The sequence below is a fragment of the Diaphorobacter aerolatus genome (assembly GCF_014489535.1).
Classification (GTDB): domain Bacteria; phylum Pseudomonadota; class Gammaproteobacteria; order Burkholderiales; family Burkholderiaceae_C; genus Diaphorobacter_A; species Diaphorobacter_A aerolatus.
In genome coordinates this window covers 2,987,822-3,010,745 of record NZ_CP060783.1, presented here as the reverse complement: position 1 = coordinate 3,010,745, position 22,924 = coordinate 2,987,822, and the positions used below count along the sequence as shown (strand labels likewise).

At 59.4% G+C, this 22,924-nt stretch carries 17 protein-coding genes and 2 pseudogenes; 15 read left to right on the top strand and 4 right to left on the bottom strand.

The genetic code is table 11. From position 1 onward, the window contains the following. Window positions 1-332: 332 nt before the first annotated feature. The 4 genes and pseudogenes from H9K75_RS14000 to H9K75_RS13985 all read right to left on the bottom strand — a co-directional run bounded on the left by H9K75_RS14000 (window position 333) and on the right by H9K75_RS13985 (window position 7,869). Window positions 333-2,589, bottom strand: a pseudogene (locus H9K75_RS14000) (type VI secretion system Vgr family protein). A gap of 425 nt (window positions 2,590-3,014) precedes the next feature. Then, window positions 3,015-4,052: an RNA 3'-terminal phosphate cyclase gene (rtcA, locus tag H9K75_RS13995; RefSeq protein WP_187726048.1), complete on the bottom strand. Its 1,038-nt coding sequence runs from the start codon at window positions 4,050-4,052 to the stop codon at window positions 3,015-3,017. A gap of 177 nt (window positions 4,053-4,229) precedes the next feature. Next, window positions 4,230-5,462: an RtcB family protein gene (locus H9K75_RS13990; protein ID WP_187723126.1), complete on the bottom strand. Its 1,233-nt coding sequence runs from the start codon at window positions 5,460-5,462 to the stop codon at window positions 4,230-4,232. Between the two features lie 829 nt (window positions 5,463-6,291). Then, window positions 6,292-7,869: a vWA domain-containing protein gene (locus H9K75_RS13985; RefSeq protein ID WP_187723125.1), complete on the bottom strand. Its 1,578-nt coding sequence runs from the start codon at window positions 7,867-7,869 to the stop codon at window positions 6,292-6,294. A gap of 254 nt (window positions 7,870-8,123) precedes the next feature. Here H9K75_RS13985 and rtcR point away from each other — a divergent pair. The 15 genes and pseudogenes from rtcR to H9K75_RS13920 all read left to right on the top strand — a co-directional run bounded on the left by rtcR (window position 8,124) and on the right by H9K75_RS13920 (window position 22,908). Beyond that, window positions 8,124-9,750 (top strand): annotated as a pseudogene (gene rtcR / locus H9K75_RS13980) (RNA repair transcriptional activator RtcR). Window positions 9,751-10,279: 529 nt separating this feature from the next. After that, the gene (locus H9K75_RS13975; RefSeq protein WP_187723124.1) at window positions 10,280-11,110 is read left to right on the top strand and encodes an ABC transporter substrate-binding protein; all 831 of its coding nucleotides are present in this window, start codon (window positions 10,280-10,282) and stop codon (window positions 11,108-11,110) included. Window positions 11,111-11,227: 117 nt separating this feature from the next. Further along, window positions 11,228-11,923, top strand: coding sequence for an amino acid ABC transporter permease (locus tag H9K75_RS13970; protein WP_187723123.1), 696 nt, complete (start codon window positions 11,228-11,230; stop codon window positions 11,921-11,923). 29 nt (window positions 11,924-11,952) lie between these two features. Then, window positions 11,953-12,666, top strand: a complete 714-nt coding sequence (locus tag H9K75_RS13965; RefSeq protein WP_187723122.1) for an amino acid ABC transporter permease — start codon at window positions 11,953-11,955, stop codon at window positions 12,664-12,666. Continuing rightward, a complete protein-coding gene (locus H9K75_RS13960) occupies window positions 12,663-13,406 on the top strand; it encodes an amino acid ABC transporter ATP-binding protein (RefSeq protein ID WP_187723121.1) in 744 nt (247 codons plus the stop codon). Before H9K75_RS13965 ends, H9K75_RS13960 begins: the two co-directional genes overlap by 4 nt. A gap of 75 nt (window positions 13,407-13,481) precedes the next feature. Continuing rightward, on the top strand, window positions 13,482-14,981 hold the full coding sequence (locus H9K75_RS13955; protein ID WP_187723120.1) for a DUF3375 domain-containing protein: 1,500 nt from the start codon (window positions 13,482-13,484) through the stop codon (window positions 14,979-14,981). A gap of 26 nt (window positions 14,982-15,007) precedes the next feature. After that, a complete protein-coding gene (locus tag H9K75_RS13950; RefSeq protein WP_226858203.1) occupies window positions 15,008-15,781 on the top strand; it encodes a DUF4194 domain-containing protein in 774 nt (257 codons plus the stop codon). 2 nt (window positions 15,782-15,783) lie between these two features. Beyond that, on the top strand, window positions 15,784-18,357 hold the full coding sequence (locus H9K75_RS13945) for an ATP-binding protein (protein WP_226858201.1): 2,574 nt from the start codon (window positions 15,784-15,786) through the stop codon (window positions 18,355-18,357). A gap of 20 nt (window positions 18,358-18,377) precedes the next feature. Further along, window positions 18,378-19,133 carry an SbcC/MukB-like Walker B domain-containing protein gene (locus tag H9K75_RS23995; RefSeq protein WP_226858199.1) on the top strand — a complete coding sequence of 252 codons (756 nt, stop codon included), beginning with the start codon at window positions 18,378-18,380 and terminating at the stop codon, window positions 19,131-19,133. Continuing rightward, window positions 19,130-20,236, top strand: coding sequence for a DUF3322 domain-containing protein (locus H9K75_RS13940; RefSeq protein ID WP_187723119.1), 1,107 nt, complete (start codon window positions 19,130-19,132; stop codon window positions 20,234-20,236). The genes H9K75_RS23995 and H9K75_RS13940 overlap by 4 nt, the downstream gene beginning before the upstream one ends. 298 nt (window positions 20,237-20,534) lie before the next feature. Next, the gene (locus H9K75_RS13935) at window positions 20,535-20,975 is read left to right on the top strand and encodes a GspH/FimT family pseudopilin (protein ID WP_319016823.1); all 441 of its coding nucleotides are present in this window, start codon (window positions 20,535-20,537) and stop codon (window positions 20,973-20,975) included. Beyond that, window positions 20,972-21,520, top strand: coding sequence for a type IV pilus modification protein PilV (gene pilV, locus H9K75_RS13930; protein ID WP_187723118.1), 549 nt, complete (start codon window positions 20,972-20,974; stop codon window positions 21,518-21,520). Before H9K75_RS13935 ends, pilV begins: the two co-directional genes overlap by 4 nt. Before the next feature lie 4 nt (window positions 21,521-21,524). Further along, the gene (locus H9K75_RS23985) at window positions 21,525-21,992 is read left to right on the top strand and encodes a PilW family protein (RefSeq protein ID WP_226858195.1); all 468 of its coding nucleotides are present in this window, start codon (window positions 21,525-21,527) and stop codon (window positions 21,990-21,992) included. A 44-nt stretch (window positions 21,993-22,036) separates the two neighbouring features. Then, the gene (locus tag H9K75_RS23980; RefSeq protein WP_264293801.1) at window positions 22,037-22,345 is read left to right on the top strand and encodes a PilW family protein; all 309 of its coding nucleotides are present in this window, start codon (window positions 22,037-22,039) and stop codon (window positions 22,343-22,345) included. Next, entirely contained in the window at window positions 22,342-22,908 is a 567-nt protein-coding gene (locus H9K75_RS13920; RefSeq protein WP_187723117.1) for a pilus assembly PilX family protein, read from the top strand. The genes H9K75_RS23980 and H9K75_RS13920 overlap by 4 nt, the downstream gene beginning before the upstream one ends. Window positions 22,909-22,924: the final 16 nt, after the last annotated feature.

Below are 22,924 nucleotides of genomic sequence, written 5' to 3'. Positions count from 1 at the left end.
CAGTACCCCCTTGCTCTGCGTTCACATAGCTGCTGTACTGGCGCTGCCACACCAGCGGCATGGCCCGGGCAGCGCAAAGTCAAGATCAGACGCCCCGAGAGCACCTTCGCGCCCAGCTGGGGATTGACCGGGCTGCCCTTGGCAACGCCCCCGGACACACCGAGCAGGCCACACCCCCTGGGTTCCTATCAGTACCGTGAGTGAGCCCGTCACAATGCGTGAATACGCAACCTTGTCGTCTATGCGTGCCGCTGGCTTTCCTGTCATGAAGACCTTCCCTCCAATTTTTTTCTGATCGTGCTTTCCAAAAAGCAATACCGGGATGCCCGCCCCTAACAGTTGATGCGCACCAAGTCCGACAGGATGCGGATCAGGTCTTTATTCAGGCGGATGCTGCTTGAGCCACAGGTCAGCAGGATTTCTTGCGAGGCCGTGATCTCGATTTTCTTGGCCGTGATCTTCTGCGTCTCCTCCACCGTCACCGTGTCGCTCTTGACGGTGGTGGTGCGGGGCCATTGACCACCTCGGTCTTGTCCACGCCACTGACCTCAATGCGCTTGCCGCCCACGATCGAGCTGTGCAGCAAGCCCACGTTCTCGGAGTGCACCAGCCCGACGTTGAAGGTGGAGAGCAGCCCCACCTTCTCCATCCGCATCTGGCCTACCGTGATATCCCATTTCTTCTTGATCTCGTCCGTCTCGTTCTTGAGGACCGTCTTCGTGCGGCTCTTCCTGACCGTCACATCCTCGTTGTGATCCACGGTACGCGTGCGGCTCTTGTGCACCGTGAGGGTCTCGTTCTTGTCCACCACTTCCGTGCGGTTGCCGTGAATCGTGATGGTCTCATCCAGATCCACTTCCTCGGTGCGCCACCCGTGCACATTGATCTTCTCGTTACGATCCACGATCTCCGTGCGGTCGCGGTGAATCGTGTTGAACTCATCCCGGTCGATCACCTTGCGCCGGTCGTTGCCCACCCACTTGTCCTCGTCGTGCTCGACCTCGGTGAGCTGGTCCTTCTGCGCATGCAGCCACAGTTGTTCCTCACCCTTCTTGTCCTCAAAGCGCAGCGCGTTGGCATCGCCCGCACCGTTCTTCATGCCCGCGCCGCCCGCACCACCCAGGCTGGAGCGGGTCTTGATGCCCGACTGCGTCTTGTTGGCAGGTAAATCCCACGGCGGCATCTGCATGGCGTTGTAGACCCGGCCCGTGATGATCGGGTAGTCCGGATCACCGTTCAAAAAATCCACGATCACTTCCTGCCCGATGCGCGGGATGTGCATGGAGCCGTAGTTCGCGCCCGCCCAGGTCTGGCTCACGCGAATCCAGCAGCTCGAGTTCTCGTCGTTCTTCCCGTAGCGGTCCCAGTGGAACTGCACCTTCACGCGGCCATACTTATCGGTGTAGATTTCTTCGCCTGCGGGCCGGTGATGACCGCCGTCTGCGGGCCTGTGGTGTGGGGCTTGGGGGTCGTGCGCTGGCTGCGATATGGAACCGATTTGGGGATGACGCTGAAGCTGATGCGGTACGTGGTCGGGCTGTCGATGCCCGCGCGCTTGGCAGCGCCCGAGCCTCCCGCGCCGTCGCTTCGGCGCACGTTCTCTTCAAAGCGGTAATACGCCGACTCGATCAAATATTCCTTGTTCTGGTCGGCTCTCGGGTATTTGCTGAAGGTGAACAGGTAGCCTGGTGCGATGTTGCGCGCATTGCCTTCGCCCTGGGCGACTTCGCGCTGGGCCTTTTGCTGCTCGATGCGCACGCGTGCGTAGTTCTCGCCGTCGCCCGCATCGGTGTAGCCACCGGGCCAGTCGTAGAGTTCGCGACTGTCTTCGGGGTGGCCTGCGGGCTGCTGCTGGCGGGTCTCGAGCAAGGCCTTGGGCTTCTCGAAGTCGTAGTCGTCCGACGCGAAGTGGCCGGAAGCGATATCTTCGGCAAAGCGCCAATTGTCAATGAAGTCGACGCTGTGAATGTTCGCAGCCCGGTTGCCGGGGTAATAGGAAATGGTGGCCGGTCCGTTGGGAAGAGGGCCGTGGCTTCCGATGTCGTCCGCCAGCACCAGCTTGTGGCTTCCCTGGCTGTGCTCGAAGAAGAAATAGCCGCCCTCGGCTTCAAGCAGGCGCGAGATGAAATTGAAGTCGGTCTCGCCGTACTGGACCATATAGTCCCACGCGCGATAGCTGCCGATGAGCCGGTCATCAATCGTGAAACCGTAGGGGCCAAGCACTTCCTTGATGATGTCCGGCACCTTCTTGAACTGGAAGATCTTGAAGTCTGAGCGCCGCGTCGCATGCCAGAGCCACGGGCGCAACACCCCTTCATATGCGTAAAAATCACCATCGCGCCCTATGTACGAGAACTGCGTTACCTGCCCGGAGAGAAACCGCTTGTCACTCCCCGTAGTTTCCGTCGTGAGGTCGATCTCGATGGACATGTCCCTGCCCAGCAAACTCCTGGCGGCAATCGACGAATTCTGGCTGATCAGACGAACCCGGTATTCAAACAATCGCGAGATCTGCTCACTGCCCTCCAATGAACGGAATTCCAGTTCCTCGCCCAGCGGGCTGTGGGCGATGAAAGTGCGATTTGCCATTGATCCTCCCTGTGAATGCGCGGTGCATGCACCGCACATGATTTATCCGAACAATCATATACACGCAGCGAGAAAATTCAATGACCAATTTGAATTTATCATTCCTGAATTGTTAATTCGCGGCATCCTCCGCGATCAGCGCGAGATACGGCCTTGCAAACCCCTGGGGCCTGTTCACACAACGCACGGGGATCGCGTTGTGCAGTCTTGGAATGGGATGCAAGGCGCAAGCCCTAATCTTCCTCTGCCGTCTCCGTTGGATCTGTTTTGCATCCGGCCATTACGTGAATCAACCTCAGACATCACTGATTTCGTAACAAACGCCAGCTATGGACTGGAGTGGCGATAAGAAACGCTAGCTGCCCAAGGAAAGCCAGGCAGGCAGAAGCGTTTCGCGAACGAAGGTTCCAGCCTTCCTGGCTTTCTCAGGCGGGTGCCACGCTCACCTTCACATGGTGGTCGCAGACTACCTTGGTGAACTGCACCGGCAAAAACCGCTGAATCACCTCGAAATTCGTCGTTGCGTGCGGCGTGATGGCCGAGCAGGTGTAGCTTGCCGCCTGGCCGCTTTGATGGACTGCGATGGCCAGTGGGAGTGCCCATTGATCGGCCAGATGCGGGCCTACCGCAGCCGTGCTGATCCGGTACTTGCGCACCTCGGAAGCCACGCCGTCCGCGACCTGCTCGGACGTCACGCCCTTTGCGCCGATGCGCGTGAACACCTCACAGACGTGCTGATGCGCGAGCACCGCGATGAGCGCATTGCCCGGGCCTTCGTCCTGCCGCGCGGTGCCGACACGCAGTTGCTCGTCCTGCCAACCCAGCCGCTGCTGGAGCGCCCGCAATTCGCGGCGGGCGACGGAGCGTGGAATCGACGGGATCAGGCACTCGGCATATTGGTCGCGCAGTTCACCGCGCTCCAGCAGATCGAAAGGCGTCAACGGACCGGCGGCACCGCCGAACTCGGCATGAATCTCGCCGCCGCCCTGCGGGTAGAACCCATGTCGCTTGAGCACCAGCCTCGCGGACACGCCCAGCCTGCGCACCAGCGGCGCGTAGGCCAGGTCGAGAAAATGAAACGGTGGCGCCATATGGTTGTGCGTGCCACCGCGCAGTTCCACGCGGGTCGTTCCCGCCATCGTCAACAGCGCCGGCCATATCGTCTGCAGCACCAGCGTGCAGCTTCCCGCAGAGCCGATGTTGAACTGAAAGTCTCCCGTCTTCACTGCGCCGGGCGTGAACCGCAGATGCTGCGAATTCAGTTCGGCACCTTCGGCCTGCGCATCGGAGATCTGGGCGGCCGCATTCACGCAGGTCAGATGCTGGCGCATCAGCCCAGGCTTGGCTCGCTTGGCGCGGATGTTGTTCAGCGCAAAGGGCTGGCCGGTGTGCATCGACAGCGCCAGCGAGGTGCGCAGGATCTGCCCGCCGCCCTCTCCGGCGGACCCGTCGATCTCGATCATGGTCATTTTCTTCTTCCCAGTTCATTTATTGTTCGATTCAGTCGCTCGTTGTCGCCGCGGCCGCTGGCGTGCCGTTGCAGCAGGCCACGGCGTCACGCAGATACCTTGTTTCGAGCCTGCGCCTTGCATCCCGTCCCAAGTGCATAGCGCGCTCCCCGTGCGTTGGGTGAACAGGCCCTAACCTTTCACGCAAACCACCTGCTTGAGCGTATGCACGACTTCCACCAGGTCCTTTTGCGCGTCCATTACCGCATCGATGTCCTTATAGGCCATGGGAATTTCGTCGATCACATCGGCATCCTTACGGCACTCCACGCCCTCGGTGGCCTTGATCTGATCGGCCACTGTGAAAATCTTCTTGGCCTTGGTACGGCTCATCACGCGACCCGCGCCGTGGCTGCAGCTCTCGAAGCTCTCGGGATTTCCGAGGCCGCGAACGATGTAGCTGCGCGCACCCATGCTTCCAGGGATGATTCCCATCTCCCCGCGCCTGGCGCTCACCGCTCCCTTGCGGGTCACGAACACGTCTTCACCGAAGTGGCGCTCCTTCTGCACATAGTTGTGGTGACAGTTCACCGCTTCCACATGCGACTCGAAAGGCTTGGCAATCACCTTGCGCACGGCGGCAATCAGATTGGTCATCATCACCTCGCGATTCTTCATCGCGAACTTCTGCGCCCATGACACACCACGCACGTAGTCGCCGAAGTACTGAGCACCTTCCTCGAAATAAGCCAGATCCTTGTCTGGCAGATTTCGCATGTTGCGCTCGGCGTCCTTCTTCGCGAGTTCAATGAAGTGATTCCCGATGGCATTACCCACTCCGCGCGAGCCCGAGTGCAGCATGAACCACACGAAGTCGTTCTGATCGATGCACACTTCCACGAAGTGATTGCCCGAGCCCAGCGTTCCCAGGTGCTTGTGGTTGTTGGTGTTCTTCAGGCGCGGGTGCAGCTCGGCCAGTTGGTTGAATTCATCCACCAGTCCGGCCCAGGCCTGATCCACCGCGTCGGGCGGTGTGTCCCACGCTCCGGGATCGCGTCCGCGATTCCTCCCCGAGAAGCCATGAGGAATCGCGCGTTCGATCGCGGAACGCAGGGCGCTCAGGTTATCGGGCAAGTCCTGCGCACGCAGCGTGGTCTTGGCGGCCATCATTCCGCAACCGATATCCACGCCCACGGCGGCAGGAATGATTGCCTTGATCGTGGGAATCACCGACCCGATGGTCGCGCCGATCCCCAGATGCACATCGGGCATGGCCGCGATGTGCTTGAACACGATGGGCAGTTGCGCCGTATTGGCCAGTTGTTGGCGGGCTTCGTCTTCCACCGGCACGCCCTTGGTCCACATCTTTACCGGCACGCCGTTGGGGGACTGTTCAACGTTGTAGTTCTTCAGTTCTTCAGACATTTTTGCTTCCTTCTTTTATCTATCTATCTATCTATCTATCTTTGCTTGGCGGACTTGCCACGACAAGGGAGGGTGAAATTTTTCGTGCTCTATCCCCTTGAGCTACAACTTGCGTTGGCAGGAATCGAACCTGCATCCCGAGCACCTGAAGCTGTAATTCCACCTGCATTCGCAGCGAGACAACCAAACTCTTGTATCTTCGTCGTTCGCGTTCAACGTATTGACTGCACGGCATCGACAAGGAATCGATGGAACGCGTTCGGGCTCTACCAACTGAGCTACAGCGGACTTGCGAACGCTGACGGGACTCGAACCCGCGACAGCGAAATTAAATGTAGTTCCACCTGCATTCGATACCAGCAATCAAAACCAAAAATTCAAATTCAAAAAGACGCGACCAGGATTTACAGGACGTAGTGCCACCGGTTGCCCGGCTGGGGATTCGAACCCCTGGCGATCCAGATGTAGTCCTGCATGCATTCGCGCACACCCATAAAAATCAAATCCTTCTTCAAATGAATGTCCCGTTGCGACGAGGGATGGTGAAACGTCGTGCTCTACCAGACTGAGCTACAGCACCTTTTTACGGGGCTGGCGGGATTCGAACCCGCGACCACGAGCGTGACAGGCTGTAGTTCCACCTGCATTCGCAACGAGACCTTCAAAATCATTCGTTCTTCATTTTTCTTCTTATTCTTCTTTTTGTTGGAACATCCGCCGCTGGCGACGAGGAGGCGATGAGACATGTACAGGTTAAAGATGTAGTCCCATCAACATTCGCCAGCGACAGATGATCGCTTCATTTCATTTCACTTTCACTCCAGTTAACTCACTGGGGAGTGAGAACGATTTTCTCGATCTCGCCCACCCAGTGTGCAGCGCCGAGCTTTCCTTGTGAAAAGCTGGCAACCACGTCGAACACCGCGTCGCTGAATCCGCCGACATTCAGGATGTCTTTTCGATCCATCGCCTGCGAAGTTCCGTACGGCTGGATATCGATACACACCAGCTTCGCATCAGGGTTGCGTTGCTTGATGCGTTCCCACTCCATCATCGTTGCCGTGGCACCGCGATGGCGGTTATCCATCCAGGACTCGTTATCCGAGACCATGATCACCAGATCCACCTTGGCCTTTTCATCGGCCAGTAGCTTCAAAGGCGCGCTGCAGTTGGTTCCACCTCCGCCGATCTGGGCGAGCTTCTGTGCGTTGGTCATCACGGAATCGCGTCCGTTGAGCTTCAACTTCACGACCTCCTGCTCGAACGGCAACACACGGGCATTGCTGTTCTTGCGCAGCACGGCGGCTGCCACCAGACCCGCCACGTCGATGCATCGCACCTTGGACGAGGCGGAACCGCGATGTCCGGTCACGATGGAGCCCATCGAGCCCGACACGTCGGGGCATACCACCACGTTTCCGTCGAAGCGCGGCACATTGGCGAGCGCGATTTCCATCGCGTCCTGCAATGCGTTTTGCACGGCGGCGGGCACCTGCTCGTCGCTGGCCTTGAAGGCTGCGAGCAGTTGATACGGCATCACGCGGGCCTTGGCAATGGCGTTGGCGTCACGCAGTTTCTGCGCAATCGCATCCGTCATTCCGGCCAGCTTGAACACATCGTTGCGAGCGAACGTGTTCAGGTTCTGTCGCACCATCTGCCACGATCCCTTCTTGGCGATCTCGGCCCACTGCTTGCTGTAGAGCGTCTGCGCGGTCAGCATCTGGAAGGGCACGTCCGGCACGTCGAGCGAGATCACGCCCTGGGCGTTATCGCGCTTGAAGCGCTCGAATGCCTGCGTGATGGGCGGCAGGTCGGCCTCGTTGAACGGCTTGCCGATCAACCAGGCGAACCACGCTGCACGCCACGCCTCGGTAGGCTTGGGGTGAACCATCTTCACGACGTCCGCCAGTGAAGGCGTGTTGCCAATCGATGCGTTCAGCAGTTGCTTTTCCGACGCCGTCAGCAGCCAGTTCTGCACCAGCTTCTTCGGACGCGTTCCGAGCGACTTGCGACCCATCGCACCGCTTCGCACGATTTGCACGAAGTTGCGCAGCATCTTGCCGTTATCGATCACTCGCGGAAAAACCTGTGCGAGCAGATCGGTGTTCCACACCGCAAGCGCCGCTGCCAGTGTGGCAGGCACGTCCTTCATGTAACCGCGTTCGCGGGCATAGACTGCCGTCTTCGCGGTGAACTCGTTGTCCACCATCAACACGAGGTTGGCGATTTGATCGAGCTGATCCTGGGCGCTGGCATAGAAAGTCTGGCCGAGGCAACCGGTCACCGCGATCTGGGCGAGCTGATGACGCGGGCTGTAGGCGTAAGCCGCCGAGGCTTCGTTGTTCAGCGTATCTGCGGCTGGCAGTGCGTTGCCCTTGTAGGTGGGGAAAAGTTGCTTCGAGACCATGATGACTTTCCTTTCTTTCGTTCTTTCTAGTGGTTCATCTAAGGGGGTTGTCGATTCGTTTGTTCGTTCATTCAATTCGTCTGTGCCTTCTTTATTGCAATGGGTGTGCCAACTTTTGAATGAACACCTCTGATGAGTCATAAGACATTGATTTTGTTGAAGAAAATATCAAATCCTTGCTGATGAATAACGGATTTTCCAAATCTTTGTCTTTCAATTGCTAGAATTTGAGCTAGAGATATAGAAAATTGGATATGACCAGAAAAAACGTCGTCATCGGTTTCATCGGCACCCAGCTCGACTCGGGGCTGGGTGCCGGACGCTGGGCGAAGTGGCGGCCCACGGTGTCGCTGGTGCAGCACGAGGACACGCAGATCGATCGACTCGATCTGCTGTATTCGGTGCGGTATCAGGCGCTGGCCGACCTGCTGGTCAAGGACATTGCCAATGTGTCGCCCGAAACCGAGGTGCGGCTGATTTCGATGGAGGTGCGGGACCCTTGGGATTTTGGCGAGATGTATGCGGCCATCTACGACTGGGCCAAGGGTTATGCGTTCGATCCCGACCGCGAGCAATATTGGGTGCACATCACCACCGGCACGCACGTCGCGCAGATCTGCATGTTTCTGATGGTGGAGTCGCGCCAGATTCCCGGCGTGCTGCTGCAGACCTCGCCCCGCGCAGGCAGGAGCCGGGTGCGGCGGGCCAGCTCACGTTCATCGATCTCGATCTTTCGCGCTATGACGTGCTGGCGCAGCGCTTTCATCAGGCCAAGGAAGAGGCCATCGACTTTCTCAAGAGCGGCATTGCCACGCGCAACGCGCGCTTCAACCGGTTGATCGAAGAGGTCGAGCGCGTGGCGGTGCGTTCAAAGGCACCGATTCTTTTTACCGGGCCAACGGGCGCGGGCAAGTCGCATCTGGCGCGGCGCATGTTCGAACTCAAGAAGTCACGCCATCAGGTCGAGGGTGAATTCGTCGAGGTGAACTGCGCCACGCTGCGCGGCGACAGCGCGGCATCCACGCTGTTCGGCCACAAGAAAGGCGCGTTCACCGGCGCGGCGGCGGACCGTGCTGGCCTGCTGCGTGCGGCACACCACGGCGTGCTGTTTCTTGACGAGATTGGCGAGCTGGGCCTCGACGAGCAGGCCATGCTGCTCAAGGCCGTGGAGGAAAAACGTTTCTTTCCCATGGGCAGCGACAAGGAGGTGTCGAGCGATTTCCAGCTCGTGGCAGGCACCCATCGCGACCTGCGCGTGGATGTGGCCGGGGCCGCTTTCGCGAAGACCTGTTTGCGCGTATCAACCTGTGGTCGTACACGCTGCCGGGGCTTGCGCAGCGTGCCGAGGACATCGAACCGAACATGGACCACATGCTGGCGCGCTCATCCGCCGAAATTGGCCGCTCCGTGCGTTTCAACGCCGAGGCCCGCGCGGCCTATCTGCGGTTTGCGAAATCGGGCGAGGCGCCGTGGTCGGGCAATTTCCGCGATCTCGCCGCAAGCATCACGCGCCTTGCCACGCTGGCAGAAGGCGGGCGTATTTCCGTCGATCAGGTCGAGGCGGAGATCGAGCGACTGCGCTGGCTGTGGCAGCACGCGGGTGACGACCACACGGACCCGCTCGGCGAAGCATCGCCAGCCGCCGACCTGGAGCGGCTGCTTGCGCCCGAGGCACTGGCGGCGCTGGATTGCTTTGATCGGCTGCAACTGCAATCGGTGATCCGCATCTGTCGGCAGTCGCGCACGCTTTCGGACGCGGGTCGCCGACTGTTCGACAAGTCGCGCGAGCAGCGCGCGGTGGTCAATGATGCTGATCGTTTGCGCAAATACCTGGGCAAATTCGGCCTGCACTGGGATGCCGTGGTGGGCGAGGCCGCTTAGTGGCCGTTGTTGACAACTGATGGCCCGATGTGCAGCGCGCCGGGCATGCCATCCACAGAAATGCGCTACTTGTGCACAGTCCATCAACACGTTGTAAAGAGGGCTAAATTATTTATTATCAAAGACTTGGCGGTTAAATATTGATGTGATTTCTCGGCTTGGTGCCCTGGGGTGCATGCGTTAGCGTTCTGTGAATAACTTTGTGGGAATTGACGCTCCGGAGCGGGTTTTGCGACAGATGGATGGATGGCTTGTCGCATGCGCCGACTGTTTGCGCAGGGTCAGGGGAATGTGAACAAAGCTGGTGATAACCATGTTGAAAACCTCTGATCAAACGTCGCGCGCCGAACCGCTCGCCGGACTTATCGGGTTTGCGAGTGCAAACTACCCGCTTGCGGCTGGTAAAGTGGTTGTGCAAGCCGCCCGGACGTCGATGCATCGGTGACGCCGATGGCGGCATTTTTTCAGGGCAGGCTTTGGCCCGTTTTGCCGGATGGCATGCGGGTCTCAAACCAAGGAGTGGAGAACTATGAAGATTCGTCTGTTGGCTGCGGCCGTCATCGCCGGTGCAACCCTCGTCAGCGGCGTCGCGCATGCCGATCAACTCGATGACATCAAAAAGAAGGGCGAGCTTGTCGTCGGCGTGCTCGGTACGGACGAGCCGCTCAGCTTCATCGATCCCAAGACCCGCGAAATGGTCGGCTACGACGTGGATCTGGGCCGCGCCGTGGCGCAAAAGCTCGGCGTGAAGCCGGTGTTCAAGCAGATCACGCTGGCAGCGCGCATCCCCGAGCTGCAGCAGGGCCACGTCGACCTGCTGGCCGCATCGCTCACGCACAACAAGGAGCGCGAAGCACAGATCGACTTTTCGCTGACCACCTTCATCACCGGCCAGAAGGTGATGACCAAGGCCAGCAGCCCGATCAAGGACGTGCCCGAACTCGCTGGCAAGCGCGTGGCCACGGCCAAGGGCGGTTCGATGGAAGTGAACATCAAGAAGGCCGTGCCGACCGTGACGGTGGTGTCGTTCGACACCTCGCCGCAGGCGCTCGTCGCCATGCAGCAGGGCAAGGCAGTGGCATTCGTGAACGACGAGATGAGTCTGGTGCGCGCCATGGTGCAACTGGGTGACCAGCGCAAGGACTACAAACTGCTGCCCACCATCATCAGCATCGAGCCGCTGGCGCTTGGCATCAAGAAGGGCGAAGCGGGCTTCAAGAAGGTGGTGGACGACACGCTGCGCGAGATGGAAGCCAGCGGCAAGGCCGATGCCCTGTATGAACAGTGGTTTGGCCAGAAGAGCAACCTGAAGATGGAAAAGCGCACATTCAAGTTCGAGACCGACAAGGTCAGCGAGTGATGCGATGAGGGTCTTCGGGCCTGACTCGTTGCCGCGCACAAGGCGCTCTCCGGTAGAGCGCCTTGTGCTTTCATGCGCCGCAACGGGTGTGGCCCGTGCCGACGCGGGACCTGACTTATGACGACTTTCGATCCGCAGATGCTGATCTCGGGCCAGTACCACGACATGCTCGTGGCCGGGCTCAAGATGTCGCTGCAATTTCTTTTCTGGGCCTTCTGGATAGCGCTGCCGCTCGGGCTGGTGATCGCGCTGTTCCGGCTCTCGCCCTACAAGCCGCTGCGCTGGATTGGCGCGACGTACGTGGAAGTGGTGCGCAGCATTCCACTGATCGTGCACATGCTGTTCTGGTATTTCGGCGTGCCCGAGCTGCTGCCCGCTTCGGTCAAGGAGCTGCTCTATGAAGGCCCGGTCGAAGCCATCTGCGCCGTGGTCGCGCTCGGCGTCTACACGGCAGCCTACATGGCGGAAGACATCCGCAGCGGCATCCGCGCCGTGCCTTCCGTGCAGATGGAAGCCGCACGCGCGCTGGGGCTTGGCTACATGCGCACCATGCGCCTCGTGATCCTGCCGCAGGCGTTTCGCCTGACCGTGCCGCCGCTGATCTCGCAAACGCTGAACATGTGGAAGGGCACGTCGATTGCCACGGTGATCGGCGCCGCCGAAATGATGTACCAGGCCGGACAGGTCGAGAGCCAGTCGTTTCGCAGCTTCGAGGCGTTCGGCTTTGCCAGCGTCGCCTATCTCGGCGTGTCACTCGTCATCACCGGCCTTGCCTCGTGGTTCCAGCACCGCTATCCGGTGCGCACCATGTAGTCGTCGTCTACAAAAAAGAGAACACGCCGATGCTGGAACTCATTCAACAATACTGGCTTTATTTTCTGGTCGGGCAATACCCCAAGGGTCCGCTCGGCGGGCTCGCGCTCACGCTGATTCTGGCGAGCCTGGGCCTGCTGCTTTCGCTGCCGCTCGGTCTCGTCTTCGGGTTGATCCGCGTGTCGCCGTATCGCTGGCTGCGCGTGCCGGTCACGGCCTTCGTCTACGTCGTGCGCGGCACGCCGCTGTTGATGGTGGTGTTCTGGGCCTACTTCTTTTTGCCCAGCGTGACCGGCGTGAAGACCGACCAGTTCTGGACCATGCTGATCGCGCTGGTGGTGTTCGACGCCGCCTATCTCGCGGAAATCGTGCGCGCCGGCATACTCGGTCTGCCCCGAGGCCAGATGGAATGCGCGCGCTCGCTGGGCTTGCCATACATGAAGGCCATGCGCTCGGTGATCCTGCCGCAGGCGCTGCGCAACTCGCTGCCCTCGCTGGTCAACCAGTTCATCTCGACGATCAAGGAGACCTCGCTTGGCTACATCATCGGTCTGGCCGAAGTCACCTTCATCGCCACGCAGATCAACAGCCTCGTCTTCACCAAGCCGGCGCAGGTGTTCGGCATTCTCGGACTCACATACTTCGTGCTGTGCTTCGGCCTGTCGCGACTGGCATTCTGGATAGAGCGGCGACTCGAGCGCAAAGGCCTCGGCAATCGCCCGCAAGCAAAGGTAGCAGCATGATCGAGCTGAAAAACGTGAACAAGTGGTATGGCGAATACCACGCGCTGGTGGATGTGAACGAAACCATCGCCACCGGCGAGGTCGTCGTGGTGTGCGGACCATCGGGCTCGGGCAAGTCCACACTGATCCGCACCATCAATCGCCTCGAAGAAATCCAGGGCGGCAACATTCTGCTCGACGGCCAGGACGTGCACGACCCGAAACTCGACGTGAACCTGCTGCGTGCGGGCATTGGCTTCGTGTTCCAGCAATTCAACCTGTTCCCGCACCTGACCGTGCTCGAGAACTGCACGCTCGCCGCGGTGCAACTGGGCAAGCTCAGCGCCGCAGACGCGAAGACCCGCGCGATGTCACTGCTCGAACGCGTCGGCCTCGCACACAAGGCCACGGCCATCCCGAGCCAGCTCTCGGGCGGCCAGCAGCAACGCGTCGCGATCGCCCGCGCACTCACGCTCAAGCCTCCGATCATGCTGCTCGACGAACCCACGAGCGCCCTCGACCCCGAGATGGTCGGCGAAGTGCTGCTAGTCATGCGCGATCTTGCCAAGGACGGCATGACCATGATCTGCGTGACACATGAAATGGGCTTCGCCCGCGAAGTCGCCGACCGCGTGATCTTCATGGACCAGGGCGCCGTGCTCGAACGCGCCACGCCGCAGGAGTTTTTCAACCACCCCCAGCATCCGCGCACGCAGAAATTCCTGGCGGATATTCGCTCGCCGTTCGAGCGGGCGGTTTAGGGGCTGCCACGACGGACGGCGCGCAAGCGGTGGTAAAACGGCTCATTGGCGTCTTCAAACCCGGGTTGCCTACTCATGTCCACAGTGAGCCAACAACGCACGCAAAACTACGTCTCTGCGCGGCGCACGCATCCGGCTTGGATGCTGCTTGCTTCGCGGCGGGCGCCGTTGGTGCTCAGTTGCCTTGAATCGGTGTTCGAGCACCGTCCCGCTGGCGTGCCCTTTGAAGAGGCCGTGCAGTCGTTGTGCAGTGTTCTTCTTGCGCATGCCAGCCAGCCCGAGTTCGAGATCGATGAGACGGATATCGGACGCCAGGCACGTGCCGATCTGAGGGACTGGATCCGCAAGTCTCTGGTGGTCGAACGGCAGGGTCAGCTCTTCGAAACCGATGCATTCAAGATGGCCCTGCGTTTCGTGGCCCAACTGGATCGGCGCATGATGACATCCACAGCCTCTCGTCTGGCGGTGGTGCAGCGCGAAATCGACCACCTCGCCACCCAACTCAACCCCGATCCGCAGGCACGCGAGGAGCACATTCAGCGCAAGCTCGATGAATTGCAGTGTCAGATGGACGAAGTGCGATCAGGTCATGTGCCTCAGTTTTCTGAAGCGCAGGCTGTGGAGGGCATTCGCGAAGTCTACGTACTGGCTACGAGCCTGCGCGCCGACTTTCAACGCGTGGAGGATTCCTGGCGGGAGGCCGACCGTAACCTGCGGCAATCCATCATCAGTGAACAGTTGCATCGCGGTGAAGTCGTCGACAAGTTGCTCGACGGGCATGATCATCTGCTGAGCACGCTGGAGGGTCGCGTATTCGACAACTTCCATCAGCAATTGGGCGATCAGGATGAGCTCAATGCCATGCGCCTTCGCATCATTCAGATCTTGAATCACCCTGCAACGGCGCAGGCGCTTGATGACGTCCAACGCAGCAGCCTGCGCACGCTGGTGCTTCAGTTGATCAAGGAGTCCAAGCTGGTGCAGGCGGTACGCGCGCGCAGCGAGCGTGAGGTCAGCCAGTTCATGAAGAGCGGGCAGGCCGCGGAAAATCATCGCGTCGGGCAGTTGGTGAACGACATCTTGCAGCAAGCGTCGCGTATCGACTGGCGGCAACAGTCGGTGCGTCGCTCCTGGTCGCCGCTACCGCCTGTAGGCGTGGGGTTGGGCATCAGCATGCCGTTGATCGAGCGCCTGCGCGTCAAGTCGCTGGAAGACGGCGGAGGCCCTGAACTCATGCTGCAATCGCAACAAGTTGGCGTGGAAGCGCTGGACGCCGATTTCTGGCTTGCCTTTGATGGGCTGGATCGCTATGCCCTGCTTGAAAAAACGTTGGAACAATTGCGTTTGAAAGGTGAACCGATGACACTCGCCGAGCTGGCGCGACAACTGCCACCCCATGCGCACGATCTGGAGACGTTGGCGTTGTGGCTTGGCATGGCAAGAGAGGCGGGGCTCGAGTTGCAGGATGACAGCGAACAGATCGAGACCGAGGACGGGCAGCAGCGCTGGTGTTTTACCGTGCCGCGCGTGCAGATGGATGGCGCGGCATTGGATCGCGTGGATTGGGAGTTGTGATGACTTCAAACCAAAAGCAACCGGACGTGGACTTGTTTGACCAATGGGCTTCTGCGTCCGCATCGTTGGCTCAGCCGCAATCCCAGCCGGGTTCGGATGCACCAGACATTCAACCAAATGTGGAGTTGGCAGGCAGCGATTCCGACAGCACTGCCGAGCGCACTGCGCCGGCTCTGCGCCGTGCGGTGCAGGAACTGCTCAAACATGGTTCGCTTGAGCGCAGTGCCAAGCCACATCTGTTTGCCACTGTGCAGAACCGGAGCGCAGTAATTGGCGCAATGCTGGAACCATTCGATCTGCAAGTCCAGATCGACGAACTGCGTGGCCTCGTGTTTCTCACTGTGCTGACGGATGATCTCGCAGGCGAGGCCGTGCCCGAAGAAGATGAAGATGGTTGGTCGCATCCACTGGTCTTTCGGCAGCGGCTCACGCTCGAACAGTCATTGTTGGTCGCGATACTGCGGCGCGAGTTCATTCAGCATGAGCAGGAGGGTGGCCTTGGCGTCACCGTACGCATTGCGGTGGATGATCTGCAACCACAGCTTGATGTGTTCATGGACCGTAGCGGTAGCGAGACGCAGGATCGCAAACGGCTCCTGCAACTGCTCGACAACCTGCGCAAGCACGGCATGGTGTCGGAAGTGGACGCGCAGGACTATGTGCTGATTCGTCCGATGATCGTGCATCTGGCTAATCCTGAGAATCTTCAAGCGCTACTCCTGCACCTACAACGCGTTGCAGGCGGCGAGATCGCAGGCGATGCTGTCGCCGGAAATGGCGACGACCGGGAGGACGTTTGAGGATGGCCGAGCAGAATCTTTTGGAACTCCCTGCCGATGGGTTCGAAACCGCGCGTTCGAGCTACCTGCTTCAGGATTTGCATCTCTACAACTGGGGTGCATTCCAGGGCTGGCACGTGGCCAGCCTCGACGCACGCAACACTGCCATCGTCGGCCCCACAGGCAGTGGCAAGACCACGGTCATCGATGCGTTGATGACACTGCTGTGTACCAATCCCAAATACAACCTCGCATCTACGGGCGGGCATGAGAGCGACCGCGATCTGGTTTCTTATGTGCGTGGTGTGAGCGGGCCGGGCACTGAAGGCAGCAGCGACCATATCAGCCGTACCGGCAAGACGGTCACGGGAATCGCTGCGCGCATGGTCAAAAATGCCAACGAACAGGTTTGGCTTGGTGCGCTTTTCTGGTTTGAGGGCAGCAGCTCTTCGACGACGGATCTCCAGCGTCGCTGGATCTTCTCGCACAACGCCGATCACCAATCGCTCAATCTCTGGCTGGAGGAGCATCATCGTGGCGGAGCGAGAGCGCTGTCCAAACTGGAGAAAAATACCGAAGGTCTGCACGTCCATACCGCCAAGTCAGCCTATTTGGCCAAACTGCAAAGCCATTTCGAGGTGGGCGCCAATGCGTTCACCCTGCTCAATCGTGCGGCGGGGCTCAAGCAGCTCAACAGCATCGACGAGATCTTTCGTGAACTGGTGCTGGAGGATCAGTCCGCCTTTGAGGATGCGCTCAAAGTTGCGACAGACTTCGACGAACTGACGAGCATTCATGCGGAGCTGGAAACGGCGCGCCATCAGCATCTGTCTTTGCTGCCATTGCGTGAGCAGGATCGGCGTTACGTGGAGCAAGGCGAGCGGCTGCAAGCAATGCAGAACCAGCAGGAAGCACTTCCAGCGTGGTTTGCAGAACAAGGGCAGGCGCTCTGGGGGATTCGTATCGATGAATTGCAGGCGCGCCTTGCCACACTGGGTGGCCACATCTCCACTGCCGAGTCCATGGTGGAGAGCGCGCGGCAAGAAGAAGAACTGTGTTTCGCGAGCTACCAGAAGACCGGTGGCAGCGACATACAGATGCTCGAACGATTGATTGGCATTGCAAAGAACACGCTGGCCACTCGCGAGCAACGTGAGCGCGACTACCGCAGAATCATTCAGAGCCTTTCTCTGGTGGCACCAGATGTTTTGAATGCAGAGGTATTGGCGGAACAGCAGCGCAGGGCAGAGGCGCTCGGTGAAGAGATGGCGCAGCAACTCAAGGATCATGAAACCTTGCTGGAGGCTGCAATCGCCGAAGAACACAATGCGCGTAGCGATGTCACGAGGCTTCAACAGGAGCATGAGCAGACGTTGAAGAGTCCGGGCTCCAACATCCCTCCGCAGTTTCAGAGGTTTCGTGCCGATCTTGCCAATCAACTGGAATGGCCCATTGAGGAACTGCCGTTTGTTGCGGAATTGATCGAGGTGCAGAAGAAGCAAAACGACTGGCGCGGTGCCATCGAGCGTGCTCTGGGAAGCCAGCGCCTGCGTATTCTGGTGCCTCCAGACGCGATGCGCTCCGCATTGCATTGGGTGAATCAACGGCACAACCAACTACATGTTCGGCTTTTGGAGGTGCGTACCGTTGACACTCCGGTTCGGTTCCGGGTTGACGGTTTCTGCGCAAAGCTCAACATCAAGTCGCATGCCTACGATGGTGCGCTACGCGAACTGCTTCATGCGCATGATCTGCGCTGCGTGGACAGCATTGAAGAGCTTCAGAGCACCCCGCATGCGATGACCCGTGAGGGCAGCATGTCAGGCAAGGCGCGCTACTTCGACAAACAGGATCAGAAGCGTCTTGATGCCGACTGGATGACCGGCTTCGACAATAACGACCGGCTGTCGATGCTTCGAGAGCAGCGCCTTCATGCACAGGGGCGATTGTCAGCATGCGAGTCGCGTAAAGCCGACGCGCAGGCCGTCAAAGGCAATCTGGTCGCGCTGCGTGCGCTTTGCCTGCAACTTATCGATCTGAAATTTGAAACGGTGGATGCGGAGGGAGCCAGGCAGGCGCTGGCGCTTGAACAGCAACGGCTTGATGCGTTGTTGCGCCCGGATTCCGACACTGCGCGTGCCAAGCAACTTTGGGAGCATGCGGGCGCCTTGACGGCAACGAACCGGCAAGCGCTGATGAATTTGCGCAAGGAGGAGGCGGTGGTTCAAAGTGATGTTCAGCGCGCCGTCGACACGCAAATGCGCTATGCACGGCGACAGCGCGAAGCGCAGGCGCAGAGCGTCAGTGTGGCAGAAGATTTCAGCGCGGCCTATTTGCCGCTCACTTGCGAAAGTCTCGATGAGCGCGAGCGGCAGGCGTTGCGACAGGTGCAAGCCCAGGTGGATACCGAGAGTCAGTCGCTGAGCCGGATCACCAACCAAATCACCCGGCAAATGGCAGTGGCGAAGGAAGCCAATCGCGGGTTTCTTGCTGACGAGATGGCCGAGCTTGACTCGATGCCGGCATTTCTCTCTCGTTTGCGCGTGCTGGAAGAAGAAGCCCTGCCGAGAAGCGGCAACGGTTTCAGACCTATCTGAACAAGTCTTCTGAAGAGGGTGTGAACAACCTGCTGAGCGGCATCAACGCTCAGACCACAGAGATTCGGGATCGGATCGACGAGTTGAATCAGACCTTGTTGAAGGTGGATTTTCAGACAGGTCGTTATTTGCAGTTGGAATCACAGGACGTGACCTATCCGGAACTCAAGATCCTCAACGGCCTGATGAGCGAACTGCGATCCGTGCGCCTGCGTGATGACAACGGCGAGTCTCACTACAAGGTGCTAAGCGAATTGGTTGAACTGCTGCGTCGCCACGCTACCAATCGCAAGACTCGCGCGGCGCAGGCCTTGCTTGACGCGCGTTACCGGCTGCAGTTTTCCGTGTTGGTACACCAGCGCACAGACGGAAAATTGCTTGAGCGACGCACGGGATCGCAGGGCGGCAGTGGCGGGGAAAAGGAAATCATCGCGAGCTATGTTCTGACGGCCTCGCTGAGCTATGCGTTGTGCCCGGCAGGCCGCACACGTCCGGTGTTCGGCACCATCGTGCTCGATGAGGCGTTCTCCAAAAGCTCGCAGGCAGTGGCTGGACGCATCATCGAAGCCTTGCGGGAGTTCGGTTTGCATGCACTGTTCGTCACACCCAACAAGGAGATGCGGCTGTTGCGCAACCATTCGCGCTCCGCGGTGGTCGTGCATCGGCGCGGCAAGCAGGCGAGCCTCACATCTATCTCTTGGGAGGAACTCGACCTGGTGCGTGCCGCGTCCCGTTTGCCATCTTCTCCGGAGGACGGCGGAGGCGCATCGGAATGAAGTCTCCTGCCCAGATCGCGATGCAACTGGCTCGCCAGTGGCGCAACGCCGATCTGCGCGAGCGGCGCCTGCTGCAAGGCGGCGAGGAATGGCCCATAGAGCAATCCATCGGCTTCCCCGACAGTGCCGAATTTGCAGGAATGACGCCACGTTTGCGCCAGCATATCGCCGATTGGCGCGCCGTGTCCGAAGGCGGTCCCGGGCGCGTTCAGTGGGCACAACGCAAATATCGGGCGGGAGCGGCGCCGGTCGATTTGCCGGTGAAATGGCTACTCGACAAACCCTCGGACTGGCTCGCCGCTGCGCAGGACGCCGAGATGCAGAAGCAGTACGCCTTTCTGCGAGAGACGCTCGCGCAGATCGACCCCTGCCTGCACCGTCTGGTTGTACGGCGCACGGCACTCACACAGGGGCTAAGTCCACAAGAGCTCATCCTGGCTACGCGCGTTGCCATGCTGTTGACGCCTGGTTGCGCCGAAGGGCGACCGCTGCGTGCGCTTGCGCTGGCCGGCAACGACAGCAAATTCATTGAGCGCCACGAAACGCTGCTCAAGGCGCTGCTCGACGAACGCTTCGACGGCGAGGCCACGCGCCAGGGTCTGCACGCGTTTCTGGGTGCGTTGCATGCAACTGAGCATTGGTTGCTGGTCGTGCCGCTCGCGCAGGGGCTGCTGCCTTTCCCCCGCCTGCGCCTCGCAGCGAGCGACCTCATACACACTGCATTGCCCGCAACCCATATTCTGGTCATCGAGAACGAACAGGCGCTACATATGCTGCCTTCCAAGGTGGCAGATACGATTGCGATTCTTGGTGCAGGTTTGAACCTCGAATGGCTCGCGGCCCCTTGGCTGCGAGACAGGCAGGTCAGCTATTGGGGCGACTTGGACACGTGGGGCCTATATATGCTGGGCCGTGCACGATCCTGCGTTCCCGGGCTGCGTGCCATCATGATGGACGATCTCACCTTCGATGCCCATGCACCACAGGCGGTGCCGGAGATCGTGCATGCCCCCATTTGCCAGCGAGCTTGCTGGATTCTGAAAAGGCGCTTTTCGAGCGCCTCAAGACGCGCGAGCGCGGCCGCATTGAGCAAGAGTTCGTGACTGCGGAATGGGTTCGGCGGGCGCTCTCGCCGACATAGGTGTTCTCTCCTGGCGACGACGCGGTTGTGCGCCTTTCCCGCAACTGATACTCATTCGCTTTGCATATGGACAATTGGTCTGAAGCGTCCGACGAGCGGTATGTTCGATTCGTGAATTGTTACCTAGAGTATCGAGTAACAAATTCCGATAGAAATCCTCAAATTCGTAACTGGCGCTCGAGTTCTCTCGTTGCCAAACACATATTCATGAACGCATACGTTGCAGATCCCGGCAAACCGGCTTCACCCTCATCGAACTGATGGTCGTGGTGGCGATTGTCGCCATCCTCGCGACGTTGGCTGCACCCTCATTCACGACGGCGATCGCCAACAACCGGGTGAGCACTGCAGCGTCGGAGGTGCAGACCCTGCTGCAGTTTGCACGCTCCGAGGCGATCTACAAGCGATCGGAAATCACGTTGACCGCAGCATCGCAGACTTGGTCGGTGAAGCTCGGGAATGCGGTGCTTCGTGAGGCAACCTTACCGGTTCAGGTCACGGTCACTCCGGGCAGCGACTCGGATCAGGGTGTGTCCTTCGATCCCATGGGCACCGCGAAGCTGATCGGCGGTGGCACCCCACCTTTTGGCCTGTCATTCGGCTCAACACAGGCTACCCGTATTCAATGCGTGAGCGTCATACGCTCGGGCGTGGTGCGCATGGAGCGCATCCCGAGCGGAAGCACCTGCTCTTACTCATGAGTGATCGTCCCATGAAAGTTCGTCATTCCTTTCTCAAGAAACAGTCGGGTGCAGGCCTCATTGAAGTGCTGGTTGCCGTGCTGGTTGTAACTCTCGGACTGCTCGGCGCGGCTGGCATGCATGTGCGGTCCGTTGAATTCACGCTCGATACGGAGCGTCGGCAAATGGCAGCAATGGTGGCTACCGAATTGCTGGAAACCATGCGCAGCGACGCGAGCAACATTCTTGACGAAAAGGGCATGCCCAAGAGCGAACTCGGTGGTTACAAAAAGGCGGAAGGGACTGCAATGGCGTCGGTCTCGGCTGGCGATTGTCAGCCCCTGACTGCTGATGCGGCGAAGCGCGTCGGTTGCTGGGGAACGCGCGCCATGAAGCTCATGCCCGAAATCACCACGGATACGTTGACGAAGAATTTTTCCGTCACCTCGAACGCCGCTGGACTGGTATCGGTGACGGTAGCCTGGCCTACCAAAAAGGGTGAATGTTTGAAGAAAGATGGATTAGACGATGAATTTTGCACCCTTACGCTGCAATCGCGTCTCTGAACGCATGCCAAGCGCAACCCTGCGTTCGCGGGAACGGGGCCTCACGCTGATCGAGCTGATGGTGTCGATCGCCATCGGCCTCTTCATTGTGCTCGTCGCTACGACGATTTATGTGCAGGGTCTGTCCACAGTGCGCTTTCGCGCGGGACAAAGCGAGAATCTCAACAACTCGCGCTATGCGCTGAGCGTGCTCGACAATGAATTGACCAAGGCTGGTTACCGTCGCGACCCCATGCAGGCCATCGAAGATGCATTTCCGGCCGATGGTGCTGCCAATGCCAATAACGCCTGCCAGTTTGCGAGGGGCCAGTCCGCTTATGCTCCCGACGCCAAGTCGTTGTGTATCCGCTATCAGGCGCGTGACGTGTCCGAGACCGACTGCGCGGGCGTTGATGGCAAGCTAGGTGCCGCGTCGGACGTCTATGTGGCCCTGCCGCCGGCACGGGCCTGTTCATTGAGCGCTATTCGCTGAGCAACGGTGGATTGATTTGTACGGCCGGCAGTAGCGACAAATCCGTGGTGGTGGCCGACGGCGTGAAGGACGTGCATTTCGAATTTGGTGTCGATACCTCTGCCGCTCCAGAGAAGGGGCGGAACGTCGACGAATTCAAGAGCACCGTGCCGGTGGCCGATGAGGTCATCAGATCACTGCGTTACGCGATTCTCATGACGAGTAACGCTAAAAATCTCACGCAAGGCATGGCCTCGTCGATATGTACCCGCTGGACAGACGCGGGCGGCACGGCGGCATCTTGCGATACCAGCAATGGCCAGCTTTATCAGCTCGCGACCGGCACCCTCATGCTGAGGAATTTGATGCCATGACCTTTCCAATGCACAAAAGATATTCCAATACATCACGTCAGCGCGGTGCGGCCCTGATGGTGTCGATGATCATGATCCTGTTGCTGTTGCTGCTCGCCGTTGTGGCCATGCGCAGCGTCACGCTGGAATCGCGTATCACCGCCAACATGCTGGAAAACCAGCGCATGTATGAAGCTGCGGATGGCACGCTGCGCGAGGGTGAGCGCATCATCTTGACGCACGCATTTCCGCTCGAAAAGTGCAAGAGCACCTCTGTGATGGATGGTGTTGTTCCCTGCTACGTATCGGAAGCCAAGGCCGACACACTGAAGCTGGGGAGTGACTTTACCGTCAGTGCCGCGGCGACCGGGCTGACCGTAAAACCTTTGGCTCGCTGGTATCCACGCCAGATCGGAACGGAGTGCCCCAAAGGCAGCAGCGCCACGTCAGCGCTCAATGCAGCGACCGTTGGTTGTACCGAGTATTACGAAGTCAATGCGCAGGCCACTGAACTCACGACTGCGCAAAAGTGTGGACCAGATGGCCTGTGTCTGCGTTCGAGCATCAACATGTTCGTCAAATAAAGAGAAGAGGGAAGCG